20 protein-coding genes and 1 tRNA gene are annotated in these 22,042 nt (G+C 68.0%); 16 read left to right on the plus strand and 5 right to left on the minus strand.

What is annotated here, in order from left to right:
* Positions 1-44 precede the first annotated feature (44 nt).
* The 12 genes from groL (at position 45) to AAG895_RS05345 (ending at position 11,192) form a co-directional block, all read left to right on the plus strand.
* Complete coding sequence (gene groL / locus AAG895_RS05290; RefSeq protein WP_345794490.1) at positions 45-1,694, plus strand: chaperonin GroEL; 1,650 nt, start codon at positions 45-47, stop codon at positions 1,692-1,694.
* Positions 1,695-2,019: 325 nt separating this feature from the next.
* On the plus strand, positions 2,020-2,706 hold the full coding sequence (locus AAG895_RS05295; protein ID WP_345794491.1) for a response regulator transcription factor: 687 nt from the start codon (positions 2,020-2,022) through the stop codon (positions 2,704-2,706).
* On the plus strand, positions 2,681-4,171 hold the full coding sequence (locus tag AAG895_RS05300; RefSeq protein WP_345794492.1) for a sensor histidine kinase N-terminal domain-containing protein: 1,491 nt from the start codon (positions 2,681-2,683) through the stop codon (positions 4,169-4,171). The genes AAG895_RS05295 and AAG895_RS05300 overlap by 26 nt, the downstream gene beginning before the upstream one ends.
* An 82-nt stretch (positions 4,172-4,253) precedes the next feature.
* Positions 4,254-4,329 (plus strand) — tRNA-Phe (locus AAG895_RS05305).
* A 138-nt stretch (positions 4,330-4,467) separates the two neighbouring features.
* Positions 4,468-5,724 carry a glutamyl-tRNA reductase gene (gene hemA / locus AAG895_RS05310; protein ID WP_345794493.1) on the plus strand — a complete coding sequence of 419 codons (1,257 nt, stop codon included), beginning with the start codon at positions 4,468-4,470 and terminating at the stop codon, positions 5,722-5,724.
* Positions 5,725-5,781: 57 nt separating this feature from the next.
* Positions 5,782-6,861 (plus strand): peptide chain release factor 1, encoded by a 1,080-nt coding sequence (gene prfA / locus AAG895_RS05315; protein ID WP_345794494.1) that lies wholly within the window; start codon positions 5,782-5,784, stop codon positions 6,859-6,861.
* Positions 6,861-7,718: a peptide chain release factor N(5)-glutamine methyltransferase gene (prmC, locus tag AAG895_RS05320; protein WP_345794495.1), complete on the plus strand. Its 858-nt coding sequence runs from the start codon at positions 6,861-6,863 to the stop codon at positions 7,716-7,718. Before prfA ends, prmC begins: the two co-directional genes overlap by 1 nt.
* Positions 7,719-7,800: 82 nt before the next feature.
* Complete coding sequence (gene grxD, locus AAG895_RS05325) at positions 7,801-8,136, plus strand: Grx4 family monothiol glutaredoxin (protein WP_345794496.1); 336 nt, start codon at positions 7,801-7,803, stop codon at positions 8,134-8,136.
* 239 nt (positions 8,137-8,375) lie between these two features.
* Entirely contained in the window at positions 8,376-8,900 is a 525-nt protein-coding gene (locus AAG895_RS05330; RefSeq protein WP_345794497.1) for a hypothetical protein, read from the plus strand.
* A gap of 30 nt (positions 8,901-8,930) precedes the next feature.
* Positions 8,931-9,161, plus strand: a complete 231-nt coding sequence (locus tag AAG895_RS05335) for an HPr-rel-A system PqqD family peptide chaperone (protein WP_345794498.1) — start codon at positions 8,931-8,933, stop codon at positions 9,159-9,161.
* An 80-nt stretch (positions 9,162-9,241) separates the two neighbouring features.
* Entirely contained in the window at positions 9,242-10,111 is an 870-nt protein-coding gene (locus AAG895_RS05340; RefSeq protein WP_345794499.1) for an HprK-related kinase A, read from the plus strand.
* Positions 10,104-11,192 (plus strand): nucleotidyltransferase family protein, encoded by a 1,089-nt coding sequence (locus AAG895_RS05345; RefSeq protein ID WP_345794500.1) that lies wholly within the window; start codon positions 10,104-10,106, stop codon positions 11,190-11,192. Before AAG895_RS05340 ends, AAG895_RS05345 begins: the two co-directional genes overlap by 8 nt.
* 70 nt (positions 11,193-11,262) lie before the next feature.
* On the opposite strand, the gene AAG895_RS05350 is transcribed toward AAG895_RS05345, so the two are convergent.
* The 3 genes from AAG895_RS05350 to argH are packed head-to-tail and all read right to left on the minus strand — an operon-like array spanning position 11,263 to position 14,955.
* Positions 11,263-12,198, minus strand: a complete 936-nt coding sequence (locus AAG895_RS05350; RefSeq protein ID WP_345794501.1) for a fructosamine kinase family protein — start codon at positions 12,196-12,198, stop codon at positions 11,263-11,265.
* Entirely contained in the window at positions 12,195-13,490 is a 1,296-nt protein-coding gene (locus AAG895_RS05355) for a serine/threonine-protein kinase (protein ID WP_345794502.1), read from the minus strand. Before AAG895_RS05355 ends, AAG895_RS05350 begins: the two co-directional genes overlap by 4 nt.
* Positions 13,491-13,509: 19 nt before the next feature.
* Positions 13,510-14,955 (minus strand): argininosuccinate lyase, encoded by a 1,446-nt coding sequence (gene argH, locus AAG895_RS05360; RefSeq protein ID WP_345794503.1) that lies wholly within the window; start codon positions 14,953-14,955, stop codon positions 13,510-13,512.
* 96 nt (positions 14,956-15,051) lie between these two features.
* Between argH and AAG895_RS05365 the strand changes: the two genes are divergently transcribed.
* Complete coding sequence (locus AAG895_RS05365) at positions 15,052-16,101, plus strand: histidine kinase (protein WP_345794504.1); 1,050 nt, start codon at positions 15,052-15,054, stop codon at positions 16,099-16,101.
* On the plus strand, positions 16,101-16,904 hold the full coding sequence (locus tag AAG895_RS05370) for a LytTR family DNA-binding domain-containing protein (RefSeq protein ID WP_345794505.1): 804 nt from the start codon (positions 16,101-16,103) through the stop codon (positions 16,902-16,904). Before AAG895_RS05365 ends, AAG895_RS05370 begins: the two co-directional genes overlap by 1 nt.
* A gap of 6 nt (positions 16,905-16,910) precedes the next feature.
* Here AAG895_RS05370 and ppc read toward each other — a convergent pair whose 3' ends face one another.
* Both ppc and AAG895_RS05380 read right to left on the minus strand, forming a co-directional pair.
* Positions 16,911-19,673 (minus strand): phosphoenolpyruvate carboxylase, encoded by a 2,763-nt coding sequence (gene ppc / locus AAG895_RS05375; RefSeq protein WP_345794506.1) that lies wholly within the window; start codon positions 19,671-19,673, stop codon positions 16,911-16,913.
* 43 nt (positions 19,674-19,716) lie between these two features.
* Complete coding sequence (locus AAG895_RS05380; protein ID WP_345794507.1) at positions 19,717-20,172, minus strand: thioredoxin fold domain-containing protein; 456 nt, start codon at positions 20,170-20,172, stop codon at positions 19,717-19,719.
* Positions 20,173-20,264: 92 nt separating this feature from the next.
* On the opposite strand from AAG895_RS05380, the gene hemC reads away from it, so the two are divergent.
* A complete protein-coding gene (hemC, locus tag AAG895_RS05385) occupies positions 20,265-21,197 on the plus strand; it encodes a hydroxymethylbilane synthase (protein ID WP_345794508.1) in 933 nt (310 codons plus the stop codon).
* A gap of 102 nt (positions 21,198-21,299) precedes the next feature.
* Positions 21,300-22,034: a uroporphyrinogen-III synthase gene (locus AAG895_RS05390; RefSeq protein ID WP_345795233.1), complete on the plus strand. Its 735-nt coding sequence runs from the start codon at positions 21,300-21,302 to the stop codon at positions 22,032-22,034.
* The last annotated feature ends 8 nt before the right edge of the window (positions 22,035-22,042 follow it).

Below are 22,042 nucleotides of genomic sequence, written 5' to 3' on the forward strand. Positions count from 1 at the left end.
GTCCCGCACAACGCTAATCGCAACATATCCCGGAGTTTTGAAGAATGGCAGCTAAAGAAGTCAAGTTTGGTGATTCCGCCCGCGAGCGCATGGTCGCCGGTGTCAACATCCTCGCCAACGCGGTCAAGGTGACCCTGGGCCCGAAGGGCCGCAACGTGGTGCTCGAGCGCTCGTTCGGCGCCCCCACCGTGACCAAGGACGGCGTCTCGGTCGCCAAGGAAATCGAGCTGAAGGACAAGTTCGAGAACATGGGCGCGCAGATGGTCAAGGAAGTCGCCTCCAAGACCTCGGACATCGCCGGTGACGGCACCACCACCGCCACCGTGCTGGCTCAGTCGATCGTGCGCGAAGGCATGAAGTTCGTCGCCGCCGGCATGAACCCGATGGACCTCAAGCGCGGTATCGACAAGGCCGTCATCGCCACCATCGAAGAGCTGAAGAAGCTGTCGAAGCCTTGCTCGACCAACAAGGAAATCGCCCAGGTCGGTTCGATCTCGGCCAACTCGGACAGCGACATCGGCGAGATCATCGCCCGTGCGATGGACAAGGTCGGCAAGGAAGGCGTGATCACCGTCGAAGACGGCAAGTCGCTGCAGAACGAACTCGACGTCGTCGAGGGCATGCAGTTCGACCGCGGCTACCTGTCGCCCTACTTCATCAACAACCCGGACAAGCAGGTCGCCATCCTCGAGCAGCCCTTCGTGCTGCTGTTCGACAAGAAAATCTCCAACATCCGTGACCTGCTGCCGGTGCTCGAGCAAGTCGCCAAGTCGGGCCGTCCGCTGCTGATCATCGCCGAAGACGTCGAAGGCGAAGCGCTGGCCACTCTGGTGGTGAACAACATCCGCGGCATCCTCAAGACCTGCGCCGTCAAGGCCCCGGGCTTCGGCGATCGTCGCAAGGCCATGCTGGAAGACATCGCCATCCTGACCGGCGGCCAGGTCATCGCCGAGGAAGTCGGCCTGACCCTCGAGAAGGCCACCCTGGACGACCTCGGCCAGGCTGCGCGCATCGAGATCGGTAAGGAAAACACCATCATCATCGACGGCGCCGGCCAGGCCGAGCGCATCGAAGCCCGCGTCAAGCAGATCCGCGTGCAGATCGAGGAGGCCACCTCCGACTACGACCGCGAGAAGCTGCAGGAGCGCGTCGCCAAGCTGGCGGGCGGTGTTGCGGTGATCAAGGTCGGTGCCGCCACCGAAGTCGAGATGAAGGAGAAGAAGGCCCGCGTCGAGGACGCCCTGCACGCCACTCGCGCTGCAGTGGAAGAGGGCATCGTCCCGGGCGGCGGCGTCGCGCTGCTGCGTGCCCGCGCCAACCTGGCCGGCCTCAAGGGCGACAACCACGACCAGGACGCCGGCATCAAGATCGTGCTGCGCGCGATGGAGCAGCCGCTGCGCGAGATCGTCGCCAACGCGGGTGACGAAGCCTCGGTGGTGGTCAACAAGGTCGTCGAGGGTTCGGGCAACTTCGGCTACAACGCCGCGTCCGGCGAGTACGGCGACATGGTCGAGATGGGCGTGCTGGACCCGACCAAGGTCACCCGCACCGCGCTGCAGAACGCCGCCTCCGTCGCCGGCCTGATGCTCACCACCGACTGCATGGTCGGCGAGCTGGCCGAGGACAAGCCCGCCGCCGGCATGCCGGGCATGGGCGGCATGGGTGGCATGGGTGGCATGGACATGGGCATGTAATTCCTGCCCGGTGTCGCGGGGCGCCTTCGGGGGCCTCGTCCGCCAGCAATGCCAGAAACGGCTCCGCTTCGTGCGGGGCCGTTTTTCGTTCACGGCGCGCGTACGAACGTGCGTCATCGCACGCGCACGAAGGGCGTCGAAGCGTGGGATAATCCGCAGGTTTTCGAGGGAGAAAAGTCGGTGGGGAGTGCGCAGGCCTGATCGAGCGCGCACTCCCCGGAATGCGTTCGCGCAAGCGTTTGCATTCCCGAAGACCGAGCAAAAGGAGAACAGCGGGGACCATTCTCGAAATCTCCGCTTACAACGAACTTACAGCCCAGTACCTATGCGTATCTTGTTGGCGGAAGACGATCCGGTGATCGCCGACGGCATCTCGCGCGCCCTGCGGCGCGGCGGCTGCGCGGTCGATCATGTGGGTGACGGCATGGAAGCGGATGCCGCGTTGGCGAGCCAGGTCTACGACCTGCTCATCCTCGATCTCGGACTGCCGCGCATGAACGGCATCGACGTGCTCAAGCGCCTGCGTGCCCGCAAGTCGGCGCAGCCGGTGCTGATCCTCACCGCGCAGGACGGTGTCGATGACCGCGTGCGCGGCCTCGATGCCGGGGCGGACGACTACCTCACCAAGCCTTTCGCCCTGCCCGAGCTCGAGGCGCGCGTGCGCGCGCTCACCCGGCGCGGCACCGGCCAGCCGCGCTGCATCGAGATCGGTCAGCTGAGCTACGACCAGGCCGACCGCGTCGTGAAGATCGGCGGGCAGCTCGTGGAGCTGTCCGCGCGCGAGATCGGCCTGCTCGAGATCTTCCTGCTGCGGGTCGGGCGTCTGGTCAGCAAGGACCAGCTGGTCGACCACCTGTGCGGCTGGGGCGAAGAGGTGTCGAGCAACGCGATCGAGGTCTACGTGCATCGCCTGCGCAAGAAGCTCGAGGACAGCGGCGTGCGCATCGTGACCGTGCGCGGCCTGGGGTACTGCCTGGAAAACCCAGATGCTGCCCCGGCGGCGAAAGTCTAAGGGCGACAAGGGGAGCAACCCGCCCCGCAAGTCCGGGCCGCCGAACTCGCTGTTCGGCGAGATCCTGGACTGGATGCTCGCGCCCTTGCTGTTCCTGTGGCCGATCTCGATCATCGTCACTCACAACGTCGCCGACAACATCGCCAACCAGCCGTATGACCTCGCGCTCGCGGACAGCGTGCGTGCGCTGGCGCGCCTGGTTTCGGTCGAGGACGGCCAGGTGGTGGTGCATTTTCCCGCGCCGCCGCGCGCGCTCTTCCGTGCCGACCAGGACGACGTTGTCTACTACCAGGTCGCGGACGACAAGGGCACCACCCTCACCGGCGACGCCGACATCCCTGCCGCGCCGCTGCCCCGGTCGCTGATCGGCGAGGAGGTGCTGCTGCGCGACGAGATGATCCAGGGCGAGGAGGTGCGCGTCGCCTACCGCTTCCTGCGGCCCGTGCTCGAACAGCCCGAACTGATCGTGCTCGTGCAGGTGGCGGAGACGCGCAACAAGCGCACCGACCTCGCGTCGCGCGTGGTCACCGGGGTGCTGCTGCCCCAGTTCGCGATCATTCCGCTCGCCGTCGTCCTGGTGTGGGTGGGCCTGAGTCGCGGCATCGCGCCGCTCAATCGCCTGCAGAGTCTGATTCGTCGCCGCCGGCCGACCGACCTGTCGCCGGTGGAGCCTTCCTCCGTGCCCGAGGAGGTGCGCCCGCTGATCGTCGCCTACAACGACATGATGGAGCGTCTGGAGGAGAACCTGCAGGCGCAGCAGCGCTTCATCGCCGACGCCGCCCACCAGATGCGGACCCCGCTCACCGGTCTGAAGATGCAGACCGACCTCGCCATGCACGAGACCGATCCGGATCAGTTGCGGGAGTCGCTGGCGCGGATTGCCGTGAGCACCGACCGTGCCGCCCACCTGATCAACCAGTTGCTGTCGCTCGCGCGTGCGGAGGCCAGCTTCGAGAAGCTCTACGCGGTCGAGACGGTGAGCCTCGACGACGTCGTCCGCGAGGTCGCCCTCGAGCTGTTTCCGCGCGCTCAGGCCAAGCAGATCGACCTCGGCGTGGAGGCGGGCGACCACCCCTTGCTGGTCGAGGGCAACCCCGTCCTGCTGCGCGAGATGGTCAAGAACCTGGTCGACAACGCGGTGAAATACACCCCGCGCGGCGGCAGCGTCACCGCTCGCATCCGCTTCGCCGGCTCGCCGATCCTCGAGGTCGAGGACACTGGACCGGGCATTCCCGAGGCCGACCGCGAGCGCGTGTTCGAACGCTTCTACCGCGTGCTCGGCAGCGGCGTCGACGGCTCCGGCCTGGGGTTGCCGATCGTGCGCGAGATTGCCGACCTGCATCGCGCAACCGTGACGCTGGATGCGAACCCCGCCGGACGCGGCACGCTGGCGCGGGTCGTGTTTCCTCGCAGCCACCTGCAGCCGCCGCCGCGGGTGCAGGGTGACCATGACGCACTGCGCTGAGGCCCGTTCGGGCGTGCGCGCAGTCCATGATTCATGAAGTATTTGACATCGACGAATCGCCCGCTATAATGCGGACCTCGTTGGCCAGTTAGCTCAGTTGGTAGAGCAGCGGATTGAAAATCCGCGTGTCCGTGGTTCGATTCCGCGACTGGCCACCAGAACGAAGAATGGGCCGACCTCGTGTCGGCCCATTTGCTTTGCGGTGGTCGATCTGGCAGAAGTGGCTGATTCGGCTCAATTTTGGGCCTGTTTTGCGGTGCTATAATCCGCTCCGCTCCGATCCAACTCCGCTCCGCATGCAACTTTTTGCCCTTGGCCTGAACCATCACACCGCGCCGCTCGCGATCCGCGAACGCGTGGCGTTTCAGCCCGAGCGGCTGGGTCAGGCCCTGCACGACCTGTCGCGTGCGGATTCGGTGCGCGAGGCGGCGATCCTGTCGACCTGCAACCGCACCGAGCTCTATTTCGCGGCCGAGCAGCCGCAGCATGCCGCCGACTGGCTGGCGCGCTTTCATCAGCTCGCACTCACCGAAGTCTCGCCCTACCTCTATTCCTACCCGCAGCGCGATGCGATCCGGCACGTCTTCCGGGTGGCGAGCGGGCTCGATTCGATGGTGATCGGCGAGCCGCAGATCCTGGGCCAGGTCAAGGACGCCGTCCGCTACGCGGAAGAGGCGGGCACCATGGGCGTGCTGCTGCACAAGCTGTTCCAGAACACGTTCGCGGTGGCGAAGGAGGTCCGCTCGACGACAGCGATCGGCGCCAACACGGTGTCGATGGCTGCGGCTGCCGTGCATCTGACCGAGCGCATCTTCGAGCGCGTGTCCGATCAGCACGTGCTCTTCATCGGCGCGGGCGAGATGATCGAGCTCTGTGCCGCCCACTTCGGCGGCGCGAAGCCCAGGTCGATGACCGTGGCCAACCGCACCGAGGAGCGCGCGCAGGCGCTGGCCGCACGGTTCGGCGCCAATACCATGCGCATCGACCAGATCGGCGAGGCATTGCCGCGCTTCGACGTGGTGGTGTCCTGTACGGCCGCGCCGCTGCCTATCGTCGGCCTCGGCATGGTCGAGCGCGCGGTCAAGGCGCGCCGCCACCGCCCGGTGGTGATGGTCGATCTTGCCGTGCCGCGCGATATCGAGCCCGAGATCGCCGAACTCGACGACATCTTCTTGTACACGGTCGATGACCTTGCCCAGGTCGTCGAGGCGGGCATGGAGTCGCGCCAGCAGGCGGTGATCGAGGCCGAGCAGATCATCGACACCCGCGTCGAAGGCTTCCTGCACTGGATGTCGACGCGCGATGCGGTTCCGGCCATCCGCGCCCTGCGCGAGCATGCCGAGGGGCTGCGCCAGGCCGAGCTCGAGCGCGCGGTGCGCCTGCTTGCCAAGGGCGAGGACCCGCAGCGCGTGCTCGAGGCCTTGTCGCATGGCCTCACCAACAAGCTGATGCACGGCCCCACCCGCTTCCTGAATCAGGCCGAAGGCGAACACAAGGCCGAGGCCGGCCGCGTGGTGCGCGAGCTCTTCAACCTGTCCCGCGACCACCACTAGCCGCGCGGCTCCGCGTGCCGCCGCCTGCCGGCGGCGCGCGTGCGCCCGTCCATCGCCATGAAGCAGAGCATCCGCGACAAACTCGAACACCTCGCCAGTCGGCTCGAAGAGCTGGACCGCGCGCTCGCCTCCGAGGAGGGCGCCCGCGACATGAACGCCTTCCGCGACCTGTCGCGCGAGCGCGCCGAGATCGAACCGGTGGTAGCGCTGTACCGCGACCACCGCCAGGCCGAGGCCGACTGCGCCACGGCGCGCGAACTGCTCGCCGACCCCGAGATGCGCGAGCTCGGCGAGCTGGAGTTGGCGGAAGGCGAGGCGCGCATCGTCGAACTGGAGGCCGAACTGCAGCGCGCGCTGCTGCCGCGCGACCCCAACGACGCGCGCAACCTCTTCCTCGAGATCCGCGCCGGTACCGGCGGCGACGAGGCCGCGCTGTTCGCCGGCGACCTGCTGCGCATGTACACCCGCTACGCCGAGCGCCAGCGCTGGAAGGTGGAGATCGTCTCGGCGAGCGAGTCCGACCTCGGCGGCTACAAGGAGGTCATTGCCCGCGTGGTCGGCAACGGCGCCTACTCGAAGCTCAAGTTCGAATCGGGCGGCCACCGCGTGCAGCGCATCCCGGTCACCGAGACCCAGGGCCGCATCCACACGTCTGCGTGCACGGTCGCCGTGCTGCCCGAGGCCGACGAGGTCGAAGCGGTGGACATCAACCCCGCCGACCTGCGCATCGACACCTTCCGCGCCTCGGGCGCGGGCGGTCAGCACATCAACAAGACGGATTCGGCGGTGCGCATCACGCATATTCCGACCGGCATCGTCGTCGAATGCCAGGACGACCGCTCGCAGCACCGCAACAAGGCGCAGGCGATGGCGGTGCTGGCCGCGCGCCTCTACGACGCCAAGGTACGCGCGCAGCAGAGCGCCGAGGCCGCGCAGCGCAAGAGCCTGGTCGGCAGCGGCGACCGCTCGGAGCGCATCCGCACCTACAACTTTCCGCAGGGCAGGGTCACCGACCACCGTATCAACCTCACCCTCTACAAGCTCGATGCGGTGATGCAGGGCGAGCTCGACGAGCTGGTCGATGCCTTGACCCTGGAACACCAGGCCAGCCTGCTCGCTGCACTGGCGGACGACTGATGAATACGCCAACGCTTCCGCCCGCGGGCGAGGTTGACATCGCCGGCGCGCTCGCCTGGGCGCGCGCACGGATCGACCAGATGGATGCGCGCGTGCTCCTGCGCCACGTGCTGCAGTGCCCGGCAGCGCGCCTGGTGGCCTGGCCCGAGCAGAAGCTGGCCGCCGAGGACTGGGCGAACTACCGCAGCCTCGTCGAGCGCCGCGTGGCCGGCGAGCCGGTGGCCTATCTCACCGGCACACGCGAGTTCTACGGGCGCGAGTTCATGGTCACGCCGGCGGTGCTGATCCCGCGCCCCGAGACCGAGCTGCTGGTCGAGCTCGCGCTCGCCCATTTCGCCGGCCAGCGCGGCGTGCGGGTGCTCGACATGGGTACCGGCAGCGGTGCGCTGGCAGTGACGCTGGCGCTGGAGATGGATGCGCCCGACGTGATCGCGCTCGACCGCTCGCGCGAGGCCCTGTGGGTGGCGATGGCCAACGCCGCGAGGCTCGGGGCGAGCGTGTCCTTCGTGCAGAGCGACTGGTTCGCCGCGCTCGGCGACGAACAGTTCGGCCTCATCGTCGCCAATCCGCCCTACATCGCCGCCGCCGACCCGCACCTCGAGCAGGGCGACGTCCGCTTCGAGCCCCGCGGCGCGCTCGCCGCCGGGCCGCAGGGCCTGGACGACCTCGCCGAGATCGTCGCCGGCGCCCCGGCGCGGCTGGTCGATGGTGGCTGGCTGTTCCTCGAGCATGGCTACGACCAGGCGGCGGCCGCGCGCGGCCTGCTCGCCGATGCCGGCTTCGCGTCGATCGGGTCGTGGAAGGATCTGGCCGGCATCGAGCGCGTGTCCGGCGGGCGCTGGCTCGGCCGCCGCTGAGTCTTGCATCACCTGTTGACGCTATCGCCGGCCGCCCCCTAGAATTCTTGACTGTTTAACTCGACTTTTTCAGGTATCAACCATGGACATCCAGGACGTCATCCGCGATCAGGTCACCAACAACGACGTGGTGCTCTACATGAAGGGCACGCCGCAGTTCCCGCAGTGCGGCTTTTCTTCCACCGCCGTGCAGATCCTCAAGGGCTGCGGGGTGCGCGAGGTGCTCGCGGTCAACGTGCTCGCCGACAACGACATCCGCCAGGGCATCAAGGACTTCTCCAACTGGCCGACGATTCCGCAGCTCTATGTGAAGGGCGAGTTCGTGGGTGGCAGCGACATCATGCGAGAGATGTACGAGAGCGGGGAGTTGCTGCAGGTGTTGAAGGATGCGGGGGTGGTGGGCGGGGATGCAGCCTGAGCGTTCTTCTGCGCAGCTGACCCTGTGAACTGTCGGTTTTCTTTACACTGATCGATATGTTTTTGGCTTATGCGCGGCGTGCCCATGTTGCAAGCTGCTGATCACGCAGGTTTTTAAAGAGAACGCGCCGCAACGGCGCGTTTTTTGCTTCTGTATCGGTATCCGTGATCAAATACCGGCTTCAGGACGCTCGGGATGTATATCCTGAACGCCGAGCCCCAAAGCCAGAGAGATAAACCATGTCCGCTCCCGACAACACTAGCCATGAAAAGCGTCGGCGCCTGATCAAGGCGGCCGCCGCGGCGCCGGTCGTCTTTACGCTGCCGAGCGGAGCGGCGCTTGCCGCCACGAGCAGCCCGACCTGCGACGCAAAGAGCCTCACCCGCTTCAATACCAGCTCGGTGGACGCCGTCGTGAGTGAACCTGGTGACGGTTGGGTTCGGGGTCGGTTCCAGTCATGGACGTTCCGGATCAAGAGTGAGAATTCGAGTTCGATCGGATTCAAGCATCTCGGTAACTGGTATGTCGTGTCGAATGGCTCTGCATCCCTCGTCCTGGGCGAGGTTTTCACGAACGGCTCGAATGCGCCGAGTGAGCGGTTGGATCAGTACCACTACGTGTTACTGAATTACCCCGACCAAACCAGCTTGGTTTTCAACGCCTCGCAGGCCGACATCGCTCCGATCGCGGGGGCGTCGTGCTGGAACTCCCTGACGCCGTCGGCAAACATCCCGGCCAGTAATACCGTTGTCATCCTCTCCTGACCCCGCACGGTGCTGGCAAGACGTTCGGCAGTGCGCTTCCTCGGCGAGGGAGCGGTCGTCTTCAACTCCCTTACCTGGCAGACACATCTCCTGCCCGCAGAACTTGCGGCCGTTGCCGCAGAAATTTGCGAGCTCGCTGCGTCCGGGCCCGTGACGCCGGAGCGGCTGCAACAGCAGCTCGCACGTGAATCCGGCCTCTCTTGCGAAGATTTCGAGGCGCTGGTCGCTGCACTCTCAGAGATCGGGTTGCTCGACGCATGACGCTCACGGAAAGCCCGGGGCCAAGGGCTTTAGGAGATCTCGGGTCGGTCAAGAGACGCTTGGGTGGCGAGGGCGTCTGCTTGGACTACGGTGCCTGCGTGGTGCGCGTGCGCAGTGCAGTGGGGCAGTTCAGTGGGCCGTTCGCATCCGTGTATCGGCATTTCTCGCTGGGGGATGCGTTCCCCTTCGTCGATTTCCACGTCGACATCGAGCCTGGCGCCGGGTTTCGCCGCTGGGTGCGCCCTCAATCCCGTTTCCTGATCGACTGCGTCCAGCCCTTCGACCCCTTTGCGGCCAGCCATGCCTTGCCGCACTACGAGTGGGGCCTGAACTGGAGCTTCGCACAGCGTTTCAACCAATATGTGTTACTGCACGCGGGTGTGCTCGCGGTGGGTGACCGTGGGCTGATCCTGCCGGCCATCCCTGGCTCGGGCAAGAGCACGCTGACCGCGGCGCTGATGCTCGCGGGCTTTCGGTTGCTCTCTGACGAATTCGGCGTGCTTCGTCCGCGCCAGGGGGATTTCCTGGCTATGCTCAAACCGGTCGCGCTGAAGAATGCCTCGATCGAGGTCATTCGCCGATTCAGCCCGAGTGCGGAGATCGGGCCCACCTTCTCTGCGACGCGCAAGGGCGACGTTGCACACCTTGCGCCGGACGTCACGAGTGTAGCCGCGGTTCACCAGCCGGCTCGACCGGCGGTGATCGTCTTTCCAGCCTGGCGCGAGGGTGCTGCGCTCGAGCTGCAGCCGCAGGCGCCCGAGCAGGCCTTCACGCGGCTCGCATTCAACAGCTTCAACTATGGCCTCCTCGGGCGCATCGGTTTCGACGCGGTGGCCGATCTGGCGGCCGCGTGTCCGGCGTATCAACTTACCTATAGCCGTCTCGATGAGGCCGTGCGTGCTCTGCGGAGCCTCGTCACCGTGTCTTCAGAGGGGGGAGCCAATGGCTGAGCGTCTCCCGCAGCCGCTGGCGCACCTGCTGGCAATCCTGCAGGACCCGCAGCGTGTTGAGGGAGTCGCGCTGCCGGACTGGGAGCCGGTGATCCGGCTTGCCCGTGCAGCGCGCGTGCACGCCACGCTCGGTCACCGCCTATCGGCGAATCCGCACTTCTGGGCCAGGGTGCCAGAACAGCCGCGCGGTCATCTCCAGGCGGCAATGAACTTTGCTGCTTGGCGCCGGCATCTGCTCGACACCGAGTTGCGCGCGCTGGACTCACAGCTGCCAGCCGATGTCGAGGTCGTGCTGATCAAGGGGGCGGCCTATCATGCGCAGCGCCTGCCGCTTGCCGATGGCAGGCTGGTGGCCGACATCGACCTGCTGGTGCGCCGTGCGGATCTGGATGTTGCGGAGGCGGCCTTAATTGAAGCTGGCTGGTGCTCGACCGTCACCGACCCCTACGACCAGCGCTATTACCGAGAATGGAGCCACGAAATTCCACCGATGCAGGCCGAAGGCCATGCCCTCGAGTTGGATCTGCACCACGGTATCGCACCGGTGACCAGTCGCTGTCAGCCTGATCCAGTGGTGCTCTGGGCTGGTAGACGGCGTCTGCCGGATTCGCGTTACTTCGTGCTCGACCCGGTGGATCAGTTGATTCATGCGGTGGTGCACCTGTTTCAGGACACTGAGCTCGATGGGCGTCTGCGCGACCTCCTCGATATCGACGCCATGCTGCGTGCCTTGCCCGATGATGGCGGGGAGCACGATGCGCTTGCGGCGCGCGTGGGGATGTTCGGAGCCGGGGACCTGTTCTGGCATGCGTTGGGTGCCTGCCAGCGCTGGCTCGGGACGCCCGTGCCAGCCGTGCTGTGGCCCTCGCCTCCGTCTCATATGCACGTTGCGCTGATGGCGTGGATGCTGCCGCGCACCTTATTGCCCCGTTTGCCAGAAGAGCCCGCTGGGCTTCGTGGTTCGCTTGCAGCGAAGGCGGCCCATCTGCGATACCACCGCATGCGCATGCCCATGGGCCTTTTGCTGCGCCATTCGTTGGCAAAGGGGTGGCGACGACTTCGACTTCGCCGTGTGCGGTAGTTCTTTTGTGCTGGGCGCGCTGACCTGTTCTTCCGATGGCGTGCCTTCCTTTAGTTAGCGCTGCGGCGACTTAATCCGCCCGCCGCGCCAGCTCCTCATTCAGCCTCGTCGCCAGCCGCATCGCCTCCCTCAGATACCCCTTTCCGAACAGATTCAGATGGTTCAGCACGTGATACAGGCTGTACAGCATCTTCCGCTGCTCGTAATCCTCATGCAGCGGCCAGGCCTTGCGGTACTCGGCATAGAAGCTCGACGGAAACCCTCCGAAGAGTTCGCTCATCGCCAGGTCCGACTCGCGGTCGCCGCGATGCACCGCCGGGTCGAAGATCACCGGCGTGCCATCGGCCAGCATCGCGGCGTTGCCATGCCAGAGGTCGCCGTGGAGCAGGCTCGCGCTCGGGCGGTAGTCGAGGAAGAGCGCAGGCACGCGGTCGAGCAGGCGCTCGCCCTGGCGGTGGAGGTCGCCGCCGTAGCCGTTGGCACGGGCGAGCTCGAACTGCGGGCGCAGGCGCTGATCGACGACGAAACGGGCCCAGTTGGCCTGGTGCCCGTTGCGTTGCGGTGTGCTGCCGATGAAGTTGTCGCGCGGCCAGCCGAAGTGCTCACGGGTGTCGCGGTGCAGGCGGACGAGGGCCTCGGCGCAGCGGGCGCCGTCCGCGGCTGTGGTCACGGGCCGCAGTTCGAGCCATTCGAGGACGAGGAAGGCGTGCGTGTCGTCGGCTTCGCAGGCGATCACCGCCGGGGTGCGGAAGCTCGCGCTCGATGCGATCGCGGCGAGGCCGTCGGCTTCGGCCTCGAACATCGGCAGGCGGCTGGCCTCGCCGAGCTTGACGAAATAGCGGCTGCCGACATCGTCGTCGATGCGCAGGGCGACGTGGATGCTGCCGCCGCGGATCTCGTGCTGGCTGGCAATGCGGAAGGCGCTGCCGGTGTGCCGGCGGATGGCGTCTTCGATCGCGGCGAGGGCGGGATGCGCGGGCGTAGGGGCAGGGGTGGTCGGCGTCATAGGTTGGCGATGCGGGCGCTCGCCTGCGACAGGCGGGTGGCCAGCACTTCGAGGAAGGCCTGGTAGAAGTGCATGCGGCAGGTGTCGCTCGCGCGCTTGAGCGCGCTGGCGCGGATGGTGACGAGGGCGGCGTCGGTGGCGGCCTCCACCGAGGCCGAGCGCACGCCGCGCGCGGTCGAGAACACGGCGATCTCGCCGAAGCAGTCGCCTGGGCTGAGGATGTCGAGCAGGTGGCCGTGCTTCTTCACGCGCGCCTCGCCCTCGATGACGAAGCTGATCGCGTCGCCGCGTTCGCCCTCCTTCATGATCAGCGTGCCGGCGCGCGTGCGGCTGAAGCGCGAGAAAGCGATGACCTCCCACAGTTCGGCGTCGGCGAAGCGGTGAAAGAAGCGCATCGCGCGCAAGGCCTCGAACTTGCCGGTGTCGCCCAGGGCCTCCACTGTCGGCGCCGCGCCGCGGTTGCGGAAGGCGAGCGCGAGGTCGTGGGAGAACTCGTTCCAGCTCTGGTAGCGGCGATCGACGTCCTTCTCGGTGGCACGGCGCACGATGGCGTCGAGTGCCTCGGGCACCTCCGGGCGCAGCTCGGAGGGCAGTGGCGGGGTGTCATGGGCGATGCTGTAGAGCAGGCTGTAGCTGTTGTCCTGCTCGAAGGGCAGGCGGCCGGTGAGGAGTTGGAACATCACCACGCCGAGCGAGTAGATGTCGGTGCGGTGGTCGAGCGGCACCTCGCGCACTTGCTGCGGCGACATGTAGGCGGGCGAGCCGACGCCGGCGATCTGCGTGGTCTCGCGCGCGGTATGCAGCGCGGCGCCGAAGTCGGAGATGCGGATCTCGCTGCTCTCGGGCGCCATCAGCAGGATGTTGGCGGGCTTGATGTCGCGATGGGTGATGCCCTGGTGGAAGGCGTAGTCGAGGGCGCGGGTGGCCTTGAAGACGATCTCGATGACGCGCTCGAAGGGGGCGAGCGATTCGGGGCGGCCGATGTCGTCGAGGGTGCCGCCGGGCACGTAGTCCATGACCAGCCAGGCGTCACCGTCGCTCACCATCGCATCGTGGATGCGGACGATGTGCGGGTGGCTGAGCTTGCGGGCGAAGGTGGCCTCGTTGAGGAAGATCTGGCGCAGCAGGCGTCCGCGCTGGGGGTCGCCGACGATCTCCCGGCGCAGGCGCTTGATGGCGACCTCCGCCTGGCGGAACGGGTCCCAGGCGAGGAAGACCGCGCTCGTGGCGCCGCCGCCGATCTGGCGGCGGAGCTCGTATCGACCGATGCACTCCGCCATCGGCGCGGTCATGGTCGTGGTGGTGTCGGCCTCAGCCGAGGCGCGCGCGGGCGCGGGCCACCGCGGCGCGCACCTGCTCGGGGGCGGTGCCGCCGATGTGCTGGCGCGAGGCCAGCGAGCCTTCGATCGTCAGCACGCCGAACACGTCGTCGCCGAGGCGCTCGGCCGCACCCGGCACGTGCGCCATGGCGATGCGCAGCTCGTCGAGCGAGAACTGCGGCAGGTCGCAGCCCTTGACGTCGGCTGCACGTACGGCCAGCGCGACCGCTTCGTGTGCATCGCGGAAGGGCAGGCCCTTCTTGACCAGGTAATCGGCGAGGTCGGTGGCGGTGGCATAGCCCTGGCTGAGCGCGCCGCGCATGGCGTCGGCCTTGACCCGGATGCCAGTGATCATGTCGGCGTAGATGCGCAGGGTGTCGATGACCGTGTCGGCGGTGTCGAACAGCGGTTCCTTGTCTTCCTGGTTGTCCTTGTTGTAGGCCAGCGGCTGGCCCTTCATCAGGGTGAGCAGGGCGATCAGGCTGCCGTTCACGCGACCGGTCTTGCCGCGCACGAGCTCGGGCACGTCCGGGTTCTTTTTCTGCGGCATGATCGAGCTGCCGGTGCAGAAGCGGTCGGCGAGGTCGATGAAGCCCACGCGCGGGCTCATCCACAGGATCAGCTCCTCGGACAGGCGCGACAGGTGGGTCATCAGCAGCGCGGCGGCCGCGCAGAATTCGATCGCGAAGTCGCGGTCGCTGACGGCATCCAGCGAGTTGAAGCAGACCTCGTCGAAGCCGAGCTCGGCAGCGACGAACTCGCGGTCGATCGGGTAGCTGGTGCCGGCCAGTGCCGCCGAGCCCAGCGGCAGGCGGTTGACGCGGCGGCGGCAGTCGGCAAAGCGCTCGGCGTCGCGCCGGCTCATCTCGTAATAGGCCATCAGGTGGTGGCCGAAGGTGACCGGCTGAGCCACCTGCAGGTGGGTGAAGCCGGGCATCGGCGTGTCGGCGTTGGCCTCGGCCACATCCAGCAGGTTGCGCTGGAACTCGGTGATCAGCGCCAGGATCTGGTCGATCGCGTCGCGCAGCCACAGGCGGATGTCGGTGGCGACCTGGTCGTTGCGGCTGCGGCCGGTGTGCAGGCGCTTGCCGGCATCGCCCACGAGCGCGGTGAGGCGCTTCTCGATGTTGAGGTGCACGTCCTCGTCGTCGAGGCTCCAGGCGAACTCGCCGCGCTCGATCTCGCCCTTGATCTGCGCCATGCCGCGCTCGATGTCGGCGAGGTCCTGGGCGCCGATGATGCCCTGGCGGGCCAGCATCTTCGCGTGCGCGAGCGAGCCGCGGATGTCCTGCGCGGCCATGCGCTGGTCGAAGAACACGCTGGCGGTGTAGCGCTTGACGAGGTCGGAGACGGGTTCGGTGAAGCGGCCGGACCAGGCCTTGGCGGGCGCCTCGGCGGCGGCGTTTGCACCGGCGGACGGCGTCGGGGTGTCTGTCATAATGAGGGCGGAGAAACGAATCGGGCGGAACGAGTCGGGCGGCGCGCCGCTGCAGGGTCGCCGCAAGGAAAAACGCCGCTTACGCGACGCACAGGAATGCTCGAAAGTATAAAGCAAAAGCCTTCCGGCCTCGCCGCACCGCGGCTGCCGGACTTCCGCAATCTCGGCGTGATGCTGCGCATCCTGCTCGCCGTGAATCTGCTCGCGCTCCTCACCGTGCTGCTGCGGGTGGATGAGGCTGCCCGCCTGCTGCCCGAGATCGCGCTCATGGCGGGCCGGGTGGAGTTGCCGCTGCTGCTGGCCGTGCTGGCGCTCTACCTTTTTGCGCCGGCCCTGCGCAGGCTGCCTCCGCGGCTCGCGCTCGCTGTGGTGTTCGTCCTCACCGGGCTCGCGGCGCTCGCCAGCGGCGCGCTCGTCGGTGCGCTCGGCGAGGGCGGCGTGCGCGCGCTGGCGTGGGCCTGGGGGGCGACCATCGTCTGCCTGTGGTACTTCGACTACCGCAGCCAGCGACTCTCCCCCGCCTTGGCCGAGGCGCGCCTGCTGGCGCTCACGGCGCGCATCCGGCCGCACTTCTTCTTCAACAGCCTCAACGGCGTGCTCGGGGTGATACGGGCCGACCCGCGCCGCGCCGAGCGCGCGCTCGAGGAGCTTGCCGACCTCTTCCGCTCGCTGATGCAGGATCACCGCGAGCGCGTGCCGCTGCGCGACGAGCTGGCGGTGTGCGAGCGCTACATCGATCTCGAGCGCCTGCGCCTCGACGAGCGCCTCGCCGTGCGTTGGGAGTTCGCGGTGAACGGCGCCGCGGTGGCGCCCGGGGACCTGAACCACGCGCACATGCTGGAGGCGCGCGTGCCGCCGCTGTTGCTCCAGCCCGTGCTCGAGAATGCCGTCTACCACGGCATCGAGCCCTCGTCCGAGGTCGGTGAAGTGGTCGTGCGCGTCGCCTTGCGCGGTGACGAGCTGTGCCTGGAGGTGGATAACCCGGTGTGCGACGCCGCGCGTCACCAGGCCGGCAACCGCATGGCGCTCGACAACATCCGCGAGCGCCTGATGCTCTTCTACGACCTCGAGGCCGGGCTCGACATCGAAGAGGGTGGGGGGCGCTATCGCGTGCGCATCCGCCTGCCGTTCCGCAAGGAGTCCTGATGCAAGATCATCCCGATGCCTCCCCTGTTCCTGCCGACCAGGCCAGCAAGCCGCCGCTGCGCGTGCTCATCGTCGATGACGAGGCGCCGGCCCGAACGCGTCTGCGCGATCTGCTCGGTGACCTTGCCGCCAGCCACCCGACGCGCATCTCGGGCATGGCTGCGAACGGCGTCGAGGCGCTGCGCCTGCTCGAGGCCGAGGCGGCGGACCTGGTGCTTGCCGACATCCGCATGCCGACGATGGACGGCGTCGAGCTTGCCCGCCACCTGGCCCGCCTGCCCCGGCCGCCGGCGGTGATCTTCGTCACCGCCTACGACCAGTACGCGGTGCAGGCCTTCGAGCTCGCGGCGGTCGACTACCTGCTCAAGCCGGTGCGTGCGGAGCGCCTGGCCGCCGCTCTGGGCAAGGTCCCGCAGCCGCGGATCCCTGACGCCGCGCTGGCCGGCCTCGCGCCTGGCGAGCGCCGTCACTTCAGCGTCAGCGAGCGCGGCCGCATCCTGCTGCTGGCCGTGGCCGACGTGCTCTACCTGCGTGCCGAGCTCAAGTACGTGACCGCGCGCACGGTCGAGCGCGAGTACGTGCTCGACGAGTCGCTGGTGCATCTGGAGGAGGAGTTCCCGCAGCGCTTCCTGCGCCTGCACCGCAACTGTCTGGTCGCGCGCGACGCGGTGCAGGGGGTGGAGCGCGTCGGCGAGCAGGACGGCGTCGACGCGCACTGGGCAGTCCTGATCAGGGACCTGGGCGAGCGCCTGCCGGTGAGCCGGCGGCAGTGGCCGGCGGTGCGGCAGGCGCTCGGCCTGTAGCGGTGCTCAGCCGCTGTTGCGCAGGCCGGCGGCGATGCCGTTGATCGAGATGTGGATGCCGAGGCGGATGCGTTCGTCGTCACCCTCGTTCGCGGCGCTCTCGCGATGACGGCGCAGCAACTCGACCTGCACATGGTTGAGCGGGTCGAGGTAGGGGAAGCGGTTGCGGATCGAACGCTTGAGCAGCGGGTTGCCGTCGAGAAGCTCGGTCTGGCCGGTGATCTGCAACACCGCATCGACCGTGGCCTGGTGCTCGGCGCGGATGCGCCCGAAGATCGCTTCGCGCAGCGCCACGTCCTTGACCAGTTCGGCATAGCGGCTGGCGATGGCGAGGTCGGTCTTGGACAGCACCATGTCCATGTTCGACAGCAGGGTGGCGAAGAAGGGCCATTCGGCGTTCATGCGTTGCAGCAGCGCGAGGCCGTCGGCCGGGTGCGCGGCGAGGAAGGCGCGCACCGCGCTGCCGAAGCCGTACCAGCCCGGCAGCATCACCCGGCACTGCGACCAGCTGAACACCCACGGAATCGCGCGCAGATCCTCGATCGCGGTGCTCTTCTTGCGCGAGGCCGGGCGGCTGCCGATGTTGAGCGCGGCGATCTCGCTGATCACCGTGGATTCCCAGAAATAGCGCTCGAAGCCTTCGGTCTCGTAGACCAGGCCGCGATAGGCGGCAAAGGCGGCGTCCGACAGTGCCTGCATGGCGTCGAGAAAGGCCGGTGGCGTAGGTGCCGCACTGGCCGGGCGCAGGCTGGTCTCGAGGGTGGCGGCGACCAGTACCTCGAGGTTGCGCCGGCCGACTTCCGGATTTCCATATTTTGCGCCGATCACCTCGCCCTGTTCGGTGAGGCGGATCTGCCCCTGCACCGCGCCTTCGGGCTGGGCGAGGATGGCCTGGTAGCTCGGCCCGCCGCCGCGGCCCACCGAGCCGCCGCGGCCGTGGAACAGGCGCAGGCGCACGCCGTGGCGGGCGAAGGTGTCGACCAACTCGCCCTCGGCCTTGTACAGCGCCCAGCCGGAGGTCAGAAAGCCGCCGTCCTTGTTGCTGTCCGAGTAGCCGAGCATGACCTCCTGGGTGTGCGCGTGCGAGGCAAGCAGGCCGCGGTAGGCGGGGATCGAGAAGATGCGCTCCATGACGCCGGCGGCGTTCTCCAGGTCGCCGATGGTCTCGAACAGCGGCACGATGTTCACGTCGAGCGTGTTCTCGAGCGGGCGCAGCAGGCCGGCTTCTTTCAAGAGCACGGCGAGCTCGAGCAGGTCGGAGACGTCGTCGGTCTTCGAGATGATGCAGTTGCGGATCGCCGCCGTGCCGTAGCGCAGGTGGGCCTGGCGGGCGGCGCGGAAGATCGCCAGCTCGCCCTCTGTCTCGTCCGTGTAGCGCACGTGCGGCGAGGCGAGTGGGCGGGCGGTGGCGAGTTCCTCGAGGAGCAGGGCGCAGCGCGCCGCCTCGTCGAGGGTGGAATAGGCGCTGCCGGGGCGCGCGACCTCGAGCAGTTCGGCGACCACGCGCTCGTGCACGTCGGAGTTCTGGCGCAGGTCGAGCGGCGCGAGATGGAAGCCGAACACCCGTACTGCGCGGCGCAGGTGGCGCAGCCGACCGCGGGTGAGCGCGGCCGAGCCGTTGGCCGCGAGCGAGCGGTGCAGGGTGTCGAGGTCTTCGGCGAGGGCGGCCGCGCTCGGGTAGGGCGCAGCTTCGGCGACCGCATGGCGCGCCGGGGCGTGGCCGAGCAGGGCGCGGTAGGTCGCCGCCAGGCGCGCGTAGATGCCGGAGATGGCGCGCCGGTAGGGCTCGTCGCTGCGATGGGGCGAGCGGTCGGGCGAGGCGTCGGCGAGCGCGAGCAGGGCATCCGAGGCCGACACCAGGCCGATCCCGAGCGAGAGCTGCGAGCCGAGAATGTGCAGCTCGTCGAGGTAGTAGCCGAGCGCCACCGCGCACTGCATGGCGAGCGCACGCTCGAGCACCTCGGCGGTGACGAAGGGGTTGCCGTCGCGGTCGCCGCCGATCCAGCTCCCTACCTGCACGAAGGCGGCCAGCTCCGGTGCGCCGAGCGCCGGGTCGGCGGCGGCGAGGCGGTCTTCCAGGCTGGCGTAGAGGCGCGGCAGCTCGCGCAGGAAGGTGGTCTCGAAGTACGACAGGCCGTTGTTGACCTCGTCGATCACCGACAGCTTGGCGTTGCGCAGCATGCGCGTCTGCCACAGCGTGAGCACGGCGCGCTTGAGTGCGTCATGACTGGCTTCGGCCTCCTCGGGGGTGAGCTGCATGCGGTCGCGCTCGTCGAGCAGGCGCGCGATCACGGTCTCGCAGTTGAGGATGCTCTTTCTCTGCACCTCGGTGGGGTGGGCGGTAAGCACCGGTGACACCAGCGCGTTGTCGAAGAATTCGACGAGCGCGGCCGCATCGGACGTGCCGCCCTCGAGCGCGTGCCTGAGCGCATGCGCGAGACTGCCTTCGCGCGGCGCCGAGCCGGCGATCAGGTGGGCGCGCGAGCGGCGGATGTGGTGCTGGTCTTCGGCGATGTTCGCGAGGTGCGAGAAGTAGCTGAATGCGCGCACGACCTGGATGGTCTGCTCGCGCGACAGCGCGTCGAGGATCGCCTCGAGCTCGCGGCGGGCGGCGATGTCGTCGTCGCGGCGAAAGCGCACCGAGTTCTGGCGGATGCGCTCGATCAGCTCGAATGCCGCCGCGCCCTGCTGGTCGCGGACGGTGTCGCCGAGCAGGCGGCCGAGCAGGCGGATGTCTTCACGCAGCGGGGCGTCCTTGTCGTGATTCATGTCTTCGCTTATTCCGTGGTCCTGGGTTGGTGGAGCAAGGCCTTCAAGGCCTTGCGGCAAGGGTCGTGCGCGCTTCGTCGATCGCGTTCTCGATGTACTGGCCATAGAAGTCGGCCAGCCGCATGCCCAGGATCGGCTCGCCGAGCGTCCTGCCTTCGGCGTCGAGCACCGCGACCGTCGGGGTGAACTTCGCGCCCAGCGCCCGCGCCAGCCGGCGATGGGTCGTCCGCTGGCCGGCGAAGTCGGTGAGCGGAGCGTCCGAGTCGATGTCGATCTGGCGGAACAGCACGCGCGGCGCGTTTGCCGGATCGTGCGCCATCGGCACCAGGTAGGTCCGGGCCTCGTCGCAGTAGCTGCAACCGGCCTGACTGTAGAGCACCACCATCGGCATCCGCGCCGCCCGCATCGCCGCCGCGTCCCGAGCCAGGTCTCCTGCTGCGGGCAGGCCCGGCTGGGCCGCCGAGAGCGCGATCGGCACGCATGCTAGAATGCCGGCCATTCCGCGCACCATAGGTGCCAACCCTGATGCTGCATTGCGGCAAAGATCAGGCGTTGTTCGCATGAATCCATCCTGTCAGGTGAAAATCCATCGTGAGCCAAGCGACCCCCGAGCGCATCGTCATCGCTACCCGTGAAAGCCGCCTCGCCCTCTGGCAGGCCGAGCACATCAAGGCCCGGCTCGAGGCATTGTATCCCGGCTGCCGGGTCGAGCTTCTGGGCATGACCACGCGCGGCGACCAGATCCTCGACCGCCCGCTCGCCAAGGTCGGCGGCAAGGGCCTGTTCGTCAAGGAGCTCGAGACCGCGCTGCTCGACGGCCGCGCCGACATCGCCGTGCATTCGATGAAGGACGTGCCGATGGTGATGGAGCCCGAGTTCGCGCTGCCCTGCATCACCGCGCGCGAGGTGCCGCTCGACGCCTTCGTCTCCAGCCGCTTCGAAAGCCTCGCCGACATGCCGCCGGGCGCCGTGGTCGGCACCTCCTCCCTGCGCCGCGAGTCGCAGATTCACGCCATGTATCCCTTCCTCGGCGTGACCAGCCTGCGCGGCAACCTCGATACCCGCCTGCGCAAGCTCGACGAGGGCCAGTACGACGCGATCATCCTCGCCGCGGCCGGCCTCACCCGCCTCGGCCTCGGAGAGCGCATCCGCTCGGTGATGCCGGCCGAGGTTTCGCTGCCCGCGGCCGGCCAGGGCGCGCTCGGCATCGAGTGCCTGGCCGCGCGCAAGGACGTTATCGGCTGGCTGCAGCCCCTCGTCGACGCTGACACCACCGCCTGCGTGCTCGCCGAGCGTGCGGTCGCGCGTGCGCTGGCGGGCAGCTGCGAGGTGCCGCTCGGCGCCTATGCGGTGATGCGCGACAGGCGCTTGTGGTTGCGCGGCTTCGTCGCGCGCCCCGATGGCAGCGAGATCGTGCGCGCCGAGCGCGAGGGCGACCCGGCGCAGGCCGAAGCGCTCGGGCGTGCGCTCGCCGAGGAGCTGCGTGCGCAGGGCGCGGAAGCGATCCTTGCCGACATCGGCTGACGCCTCCGCGCGCAAGATCAGATGACGCACGACGGGGCCGCCGCCAAGTCTTCCGCCAAGCGTTCGACGACTGCCGCGCTTGCCGGGCGGACGCTGGTGGTCATGCGCCCGCGCGAGCAGGCGGGCAGCCTGTGCGAGCGTATCCGTGCCGCGGGTGGCAAGGCCTTGCTGTTCCCGGTGATCGCGGTGGGGCCAGCGCTCGATGCCGGACCCCTGGAAGCCATCGTCAGCCGCCTGGACGAGTTCGATCTCGCCTTCTTCGTCAGTCCGAACGCAGCCAATCATGCGATGCAGTTCGTCCTGCCGCGGCGGACCTGGCCGGCGACGCTCAGGGTCGCCACCGTGGGCAAGGGCAGCGAGCGGGTCTTGCGCGGATATGGCTTCGAGCACGTCATTGCGCCGCAGCACGGATTCGACAGCGAGGCCGTGATCGCCCTGCCCGAGTTCGCTCCCGAAGCAGTGGTCGGGCGCAAGGTACTCATCTTCCGCGGCGATGGCGGGCGCGAATTGCTCGCGCAAACCTTGCGCGAACGTGGCGCGAGCGTTGAATATGTCACGTGCTACCGGCGTTTCTGTCCCGAAGTCGCCCCCGAGCTGCTCTTGCAGCCGGTGGCGGGTGGCGAGGTGGACGGCTTGCTGCTCACGAGCAGCGAGGGGGTGCGGAACCTTCGCCAGATGCTAGGCGACGATGGGTTGGCTGCGCTGCGTCCCGTCACGGTGTTCGCCTCCCACCCGCGCATCGTCGCCCAGGCGCGCGCAGCGGGTTTCGAGAACGTCGTGGAAACCCCGGCCGGCGACGACGGCCTGATGCAGGCGCTTGAGAACCACTTTGGTTAGAACTGAGG

Source organism: Thauera sp. JM12B12, from assembly GCF_039614725.1.
Lineage (GTDB): Bacteria > Pseudomonadota > Gammaproteobacteria > Burkholderiales > Rhodocyclaceae > Thauera.

What these genes read in the sequence shown, in the direction of transcription:
- hemA (WP_345794493.1), top strand. Translation starts at nt 4,468, where the DNA reads ATGCAACTTTTTGCCCTTGGCCTGAACCATCACACCGCGCCGCTCGCG.
- argH (WP_345794503.1), bottom strand. Translation starts at nt 14,955, where the DNA reads ATGACAGACACCCCGACGCCGTCCGCCGGTGCAAACGCCGCCGCCGAG.
- prmC (WP_345794495.1), top strand. Translation starts at nt 6,861, where the DNA reads ATGAATACGCCAACGCTTCCGCCCGCGGGCGAGGTTGACATCGCCGGC.
- AAG895_RS05365 (WP_345794504.1), top strand. Translation starts at nt 15,052, where the DNA reads ATGCTCGAAAGTATAAAGCAAAAGCCTTCCGGCCTCGCCGCACCGCGG.
- ppc (WP_345794506.1), bottom strand. Translation starts at nt 19,673, where the DNA reads ATGAATCACGACAAGGACGCCCCGCTGCGTGAAGACATCCGCCTGCTC.
- AAG895_RS05380 (WP_345794507.1), bottom strand. Translation starts at nt 20,172, where the DNA reads ATGGCCGGCATTCTAGCATGCGTGCCGATCGCGCTCTCGGCGGCCCAG.
- AAG895_RS05350 (WP_345794501.1), bottom strand. Translation starts at nt 12,198, where the DNA reads ATGACGCCGACCACCCCTGCCCCTACGCCCGCGCATCCCGCCCTCGCC.
- AAG895_RS05330 (WP_345794497.1), top strand. Translation starts at nt 8,376, where the DNA reads ATGTCCGCTCCCGACAACACTAGCCATGAAAAGCGTCGGCGCCTGATC.
- AAG895_RS05345 (WP_345794500.1), top strand. Translation starts at nt 10,104, where the DNA reads ATGGCTGAGCGTCTCCCGCAGCCGCTGGCGCACCTGCTGGCAATCCTG.
- grxD (WP_345794496.1), top strand. Translation starts at nt 7,801, where the DNA reads ATGGACATCCAGGACGTCATCCGCGATCAGGTCACCAACAACGACGTG.
- groL (WP_345794490.1), top strand. Translation starts at nt 45, where the DNA reads ATGGCAGCTAAAGAAGTCAAGTTTGGTGATTCCGCCCGCGAGCGCATG.
- AAG895_RS05390 (WP_345795233.1), top strand. Translation starts at nt 21,300, where the DNA reads ATGCGCCCGCGCGAGCAGGCGGGCAGCCTGTGCGAGCGTATCCGTGCC.
- AAG895_RS05295 (WP_345794491.1), top strand. Translation starts at nt 2,020, where the DNA reads ATGCGTATCTTGTTGGCGGAAGACGATCCGGTGATCGCCGACGGCATC.
- AAG895_RS05355 (WP_345794502.1), bottom strand. Translation starts at nt 13,490, where the DNA reads ATGACCGCGCCGATGGCGGAGTGCATCGGTCGATACGAGCTCCGCCGC.
- prfA (WP_345794494.1), top strand. Translation starts at nt 5,782, where the DNA reads ATGAAGCAGAGCATCCGCGACAAACTCGAACACCTCGCCAGTCGGCTC.
- AAG895_RS05370 (WP_345794505.1), top strand. Translation starts at nt 16,101, where the DNA reads ATGCAAGATCATCCCGATGCCTCCCCTGTTCCTGCCGACCAGGCCAGC.
- AAG895_RS05300 (WP_345794492.1), top strand. Translation starts at nt 2,681, where the DNA reads ATGCTGCCCCGGCGGCGAAAGTCTAAGGGCGACAAGGGGAGCAACCCG.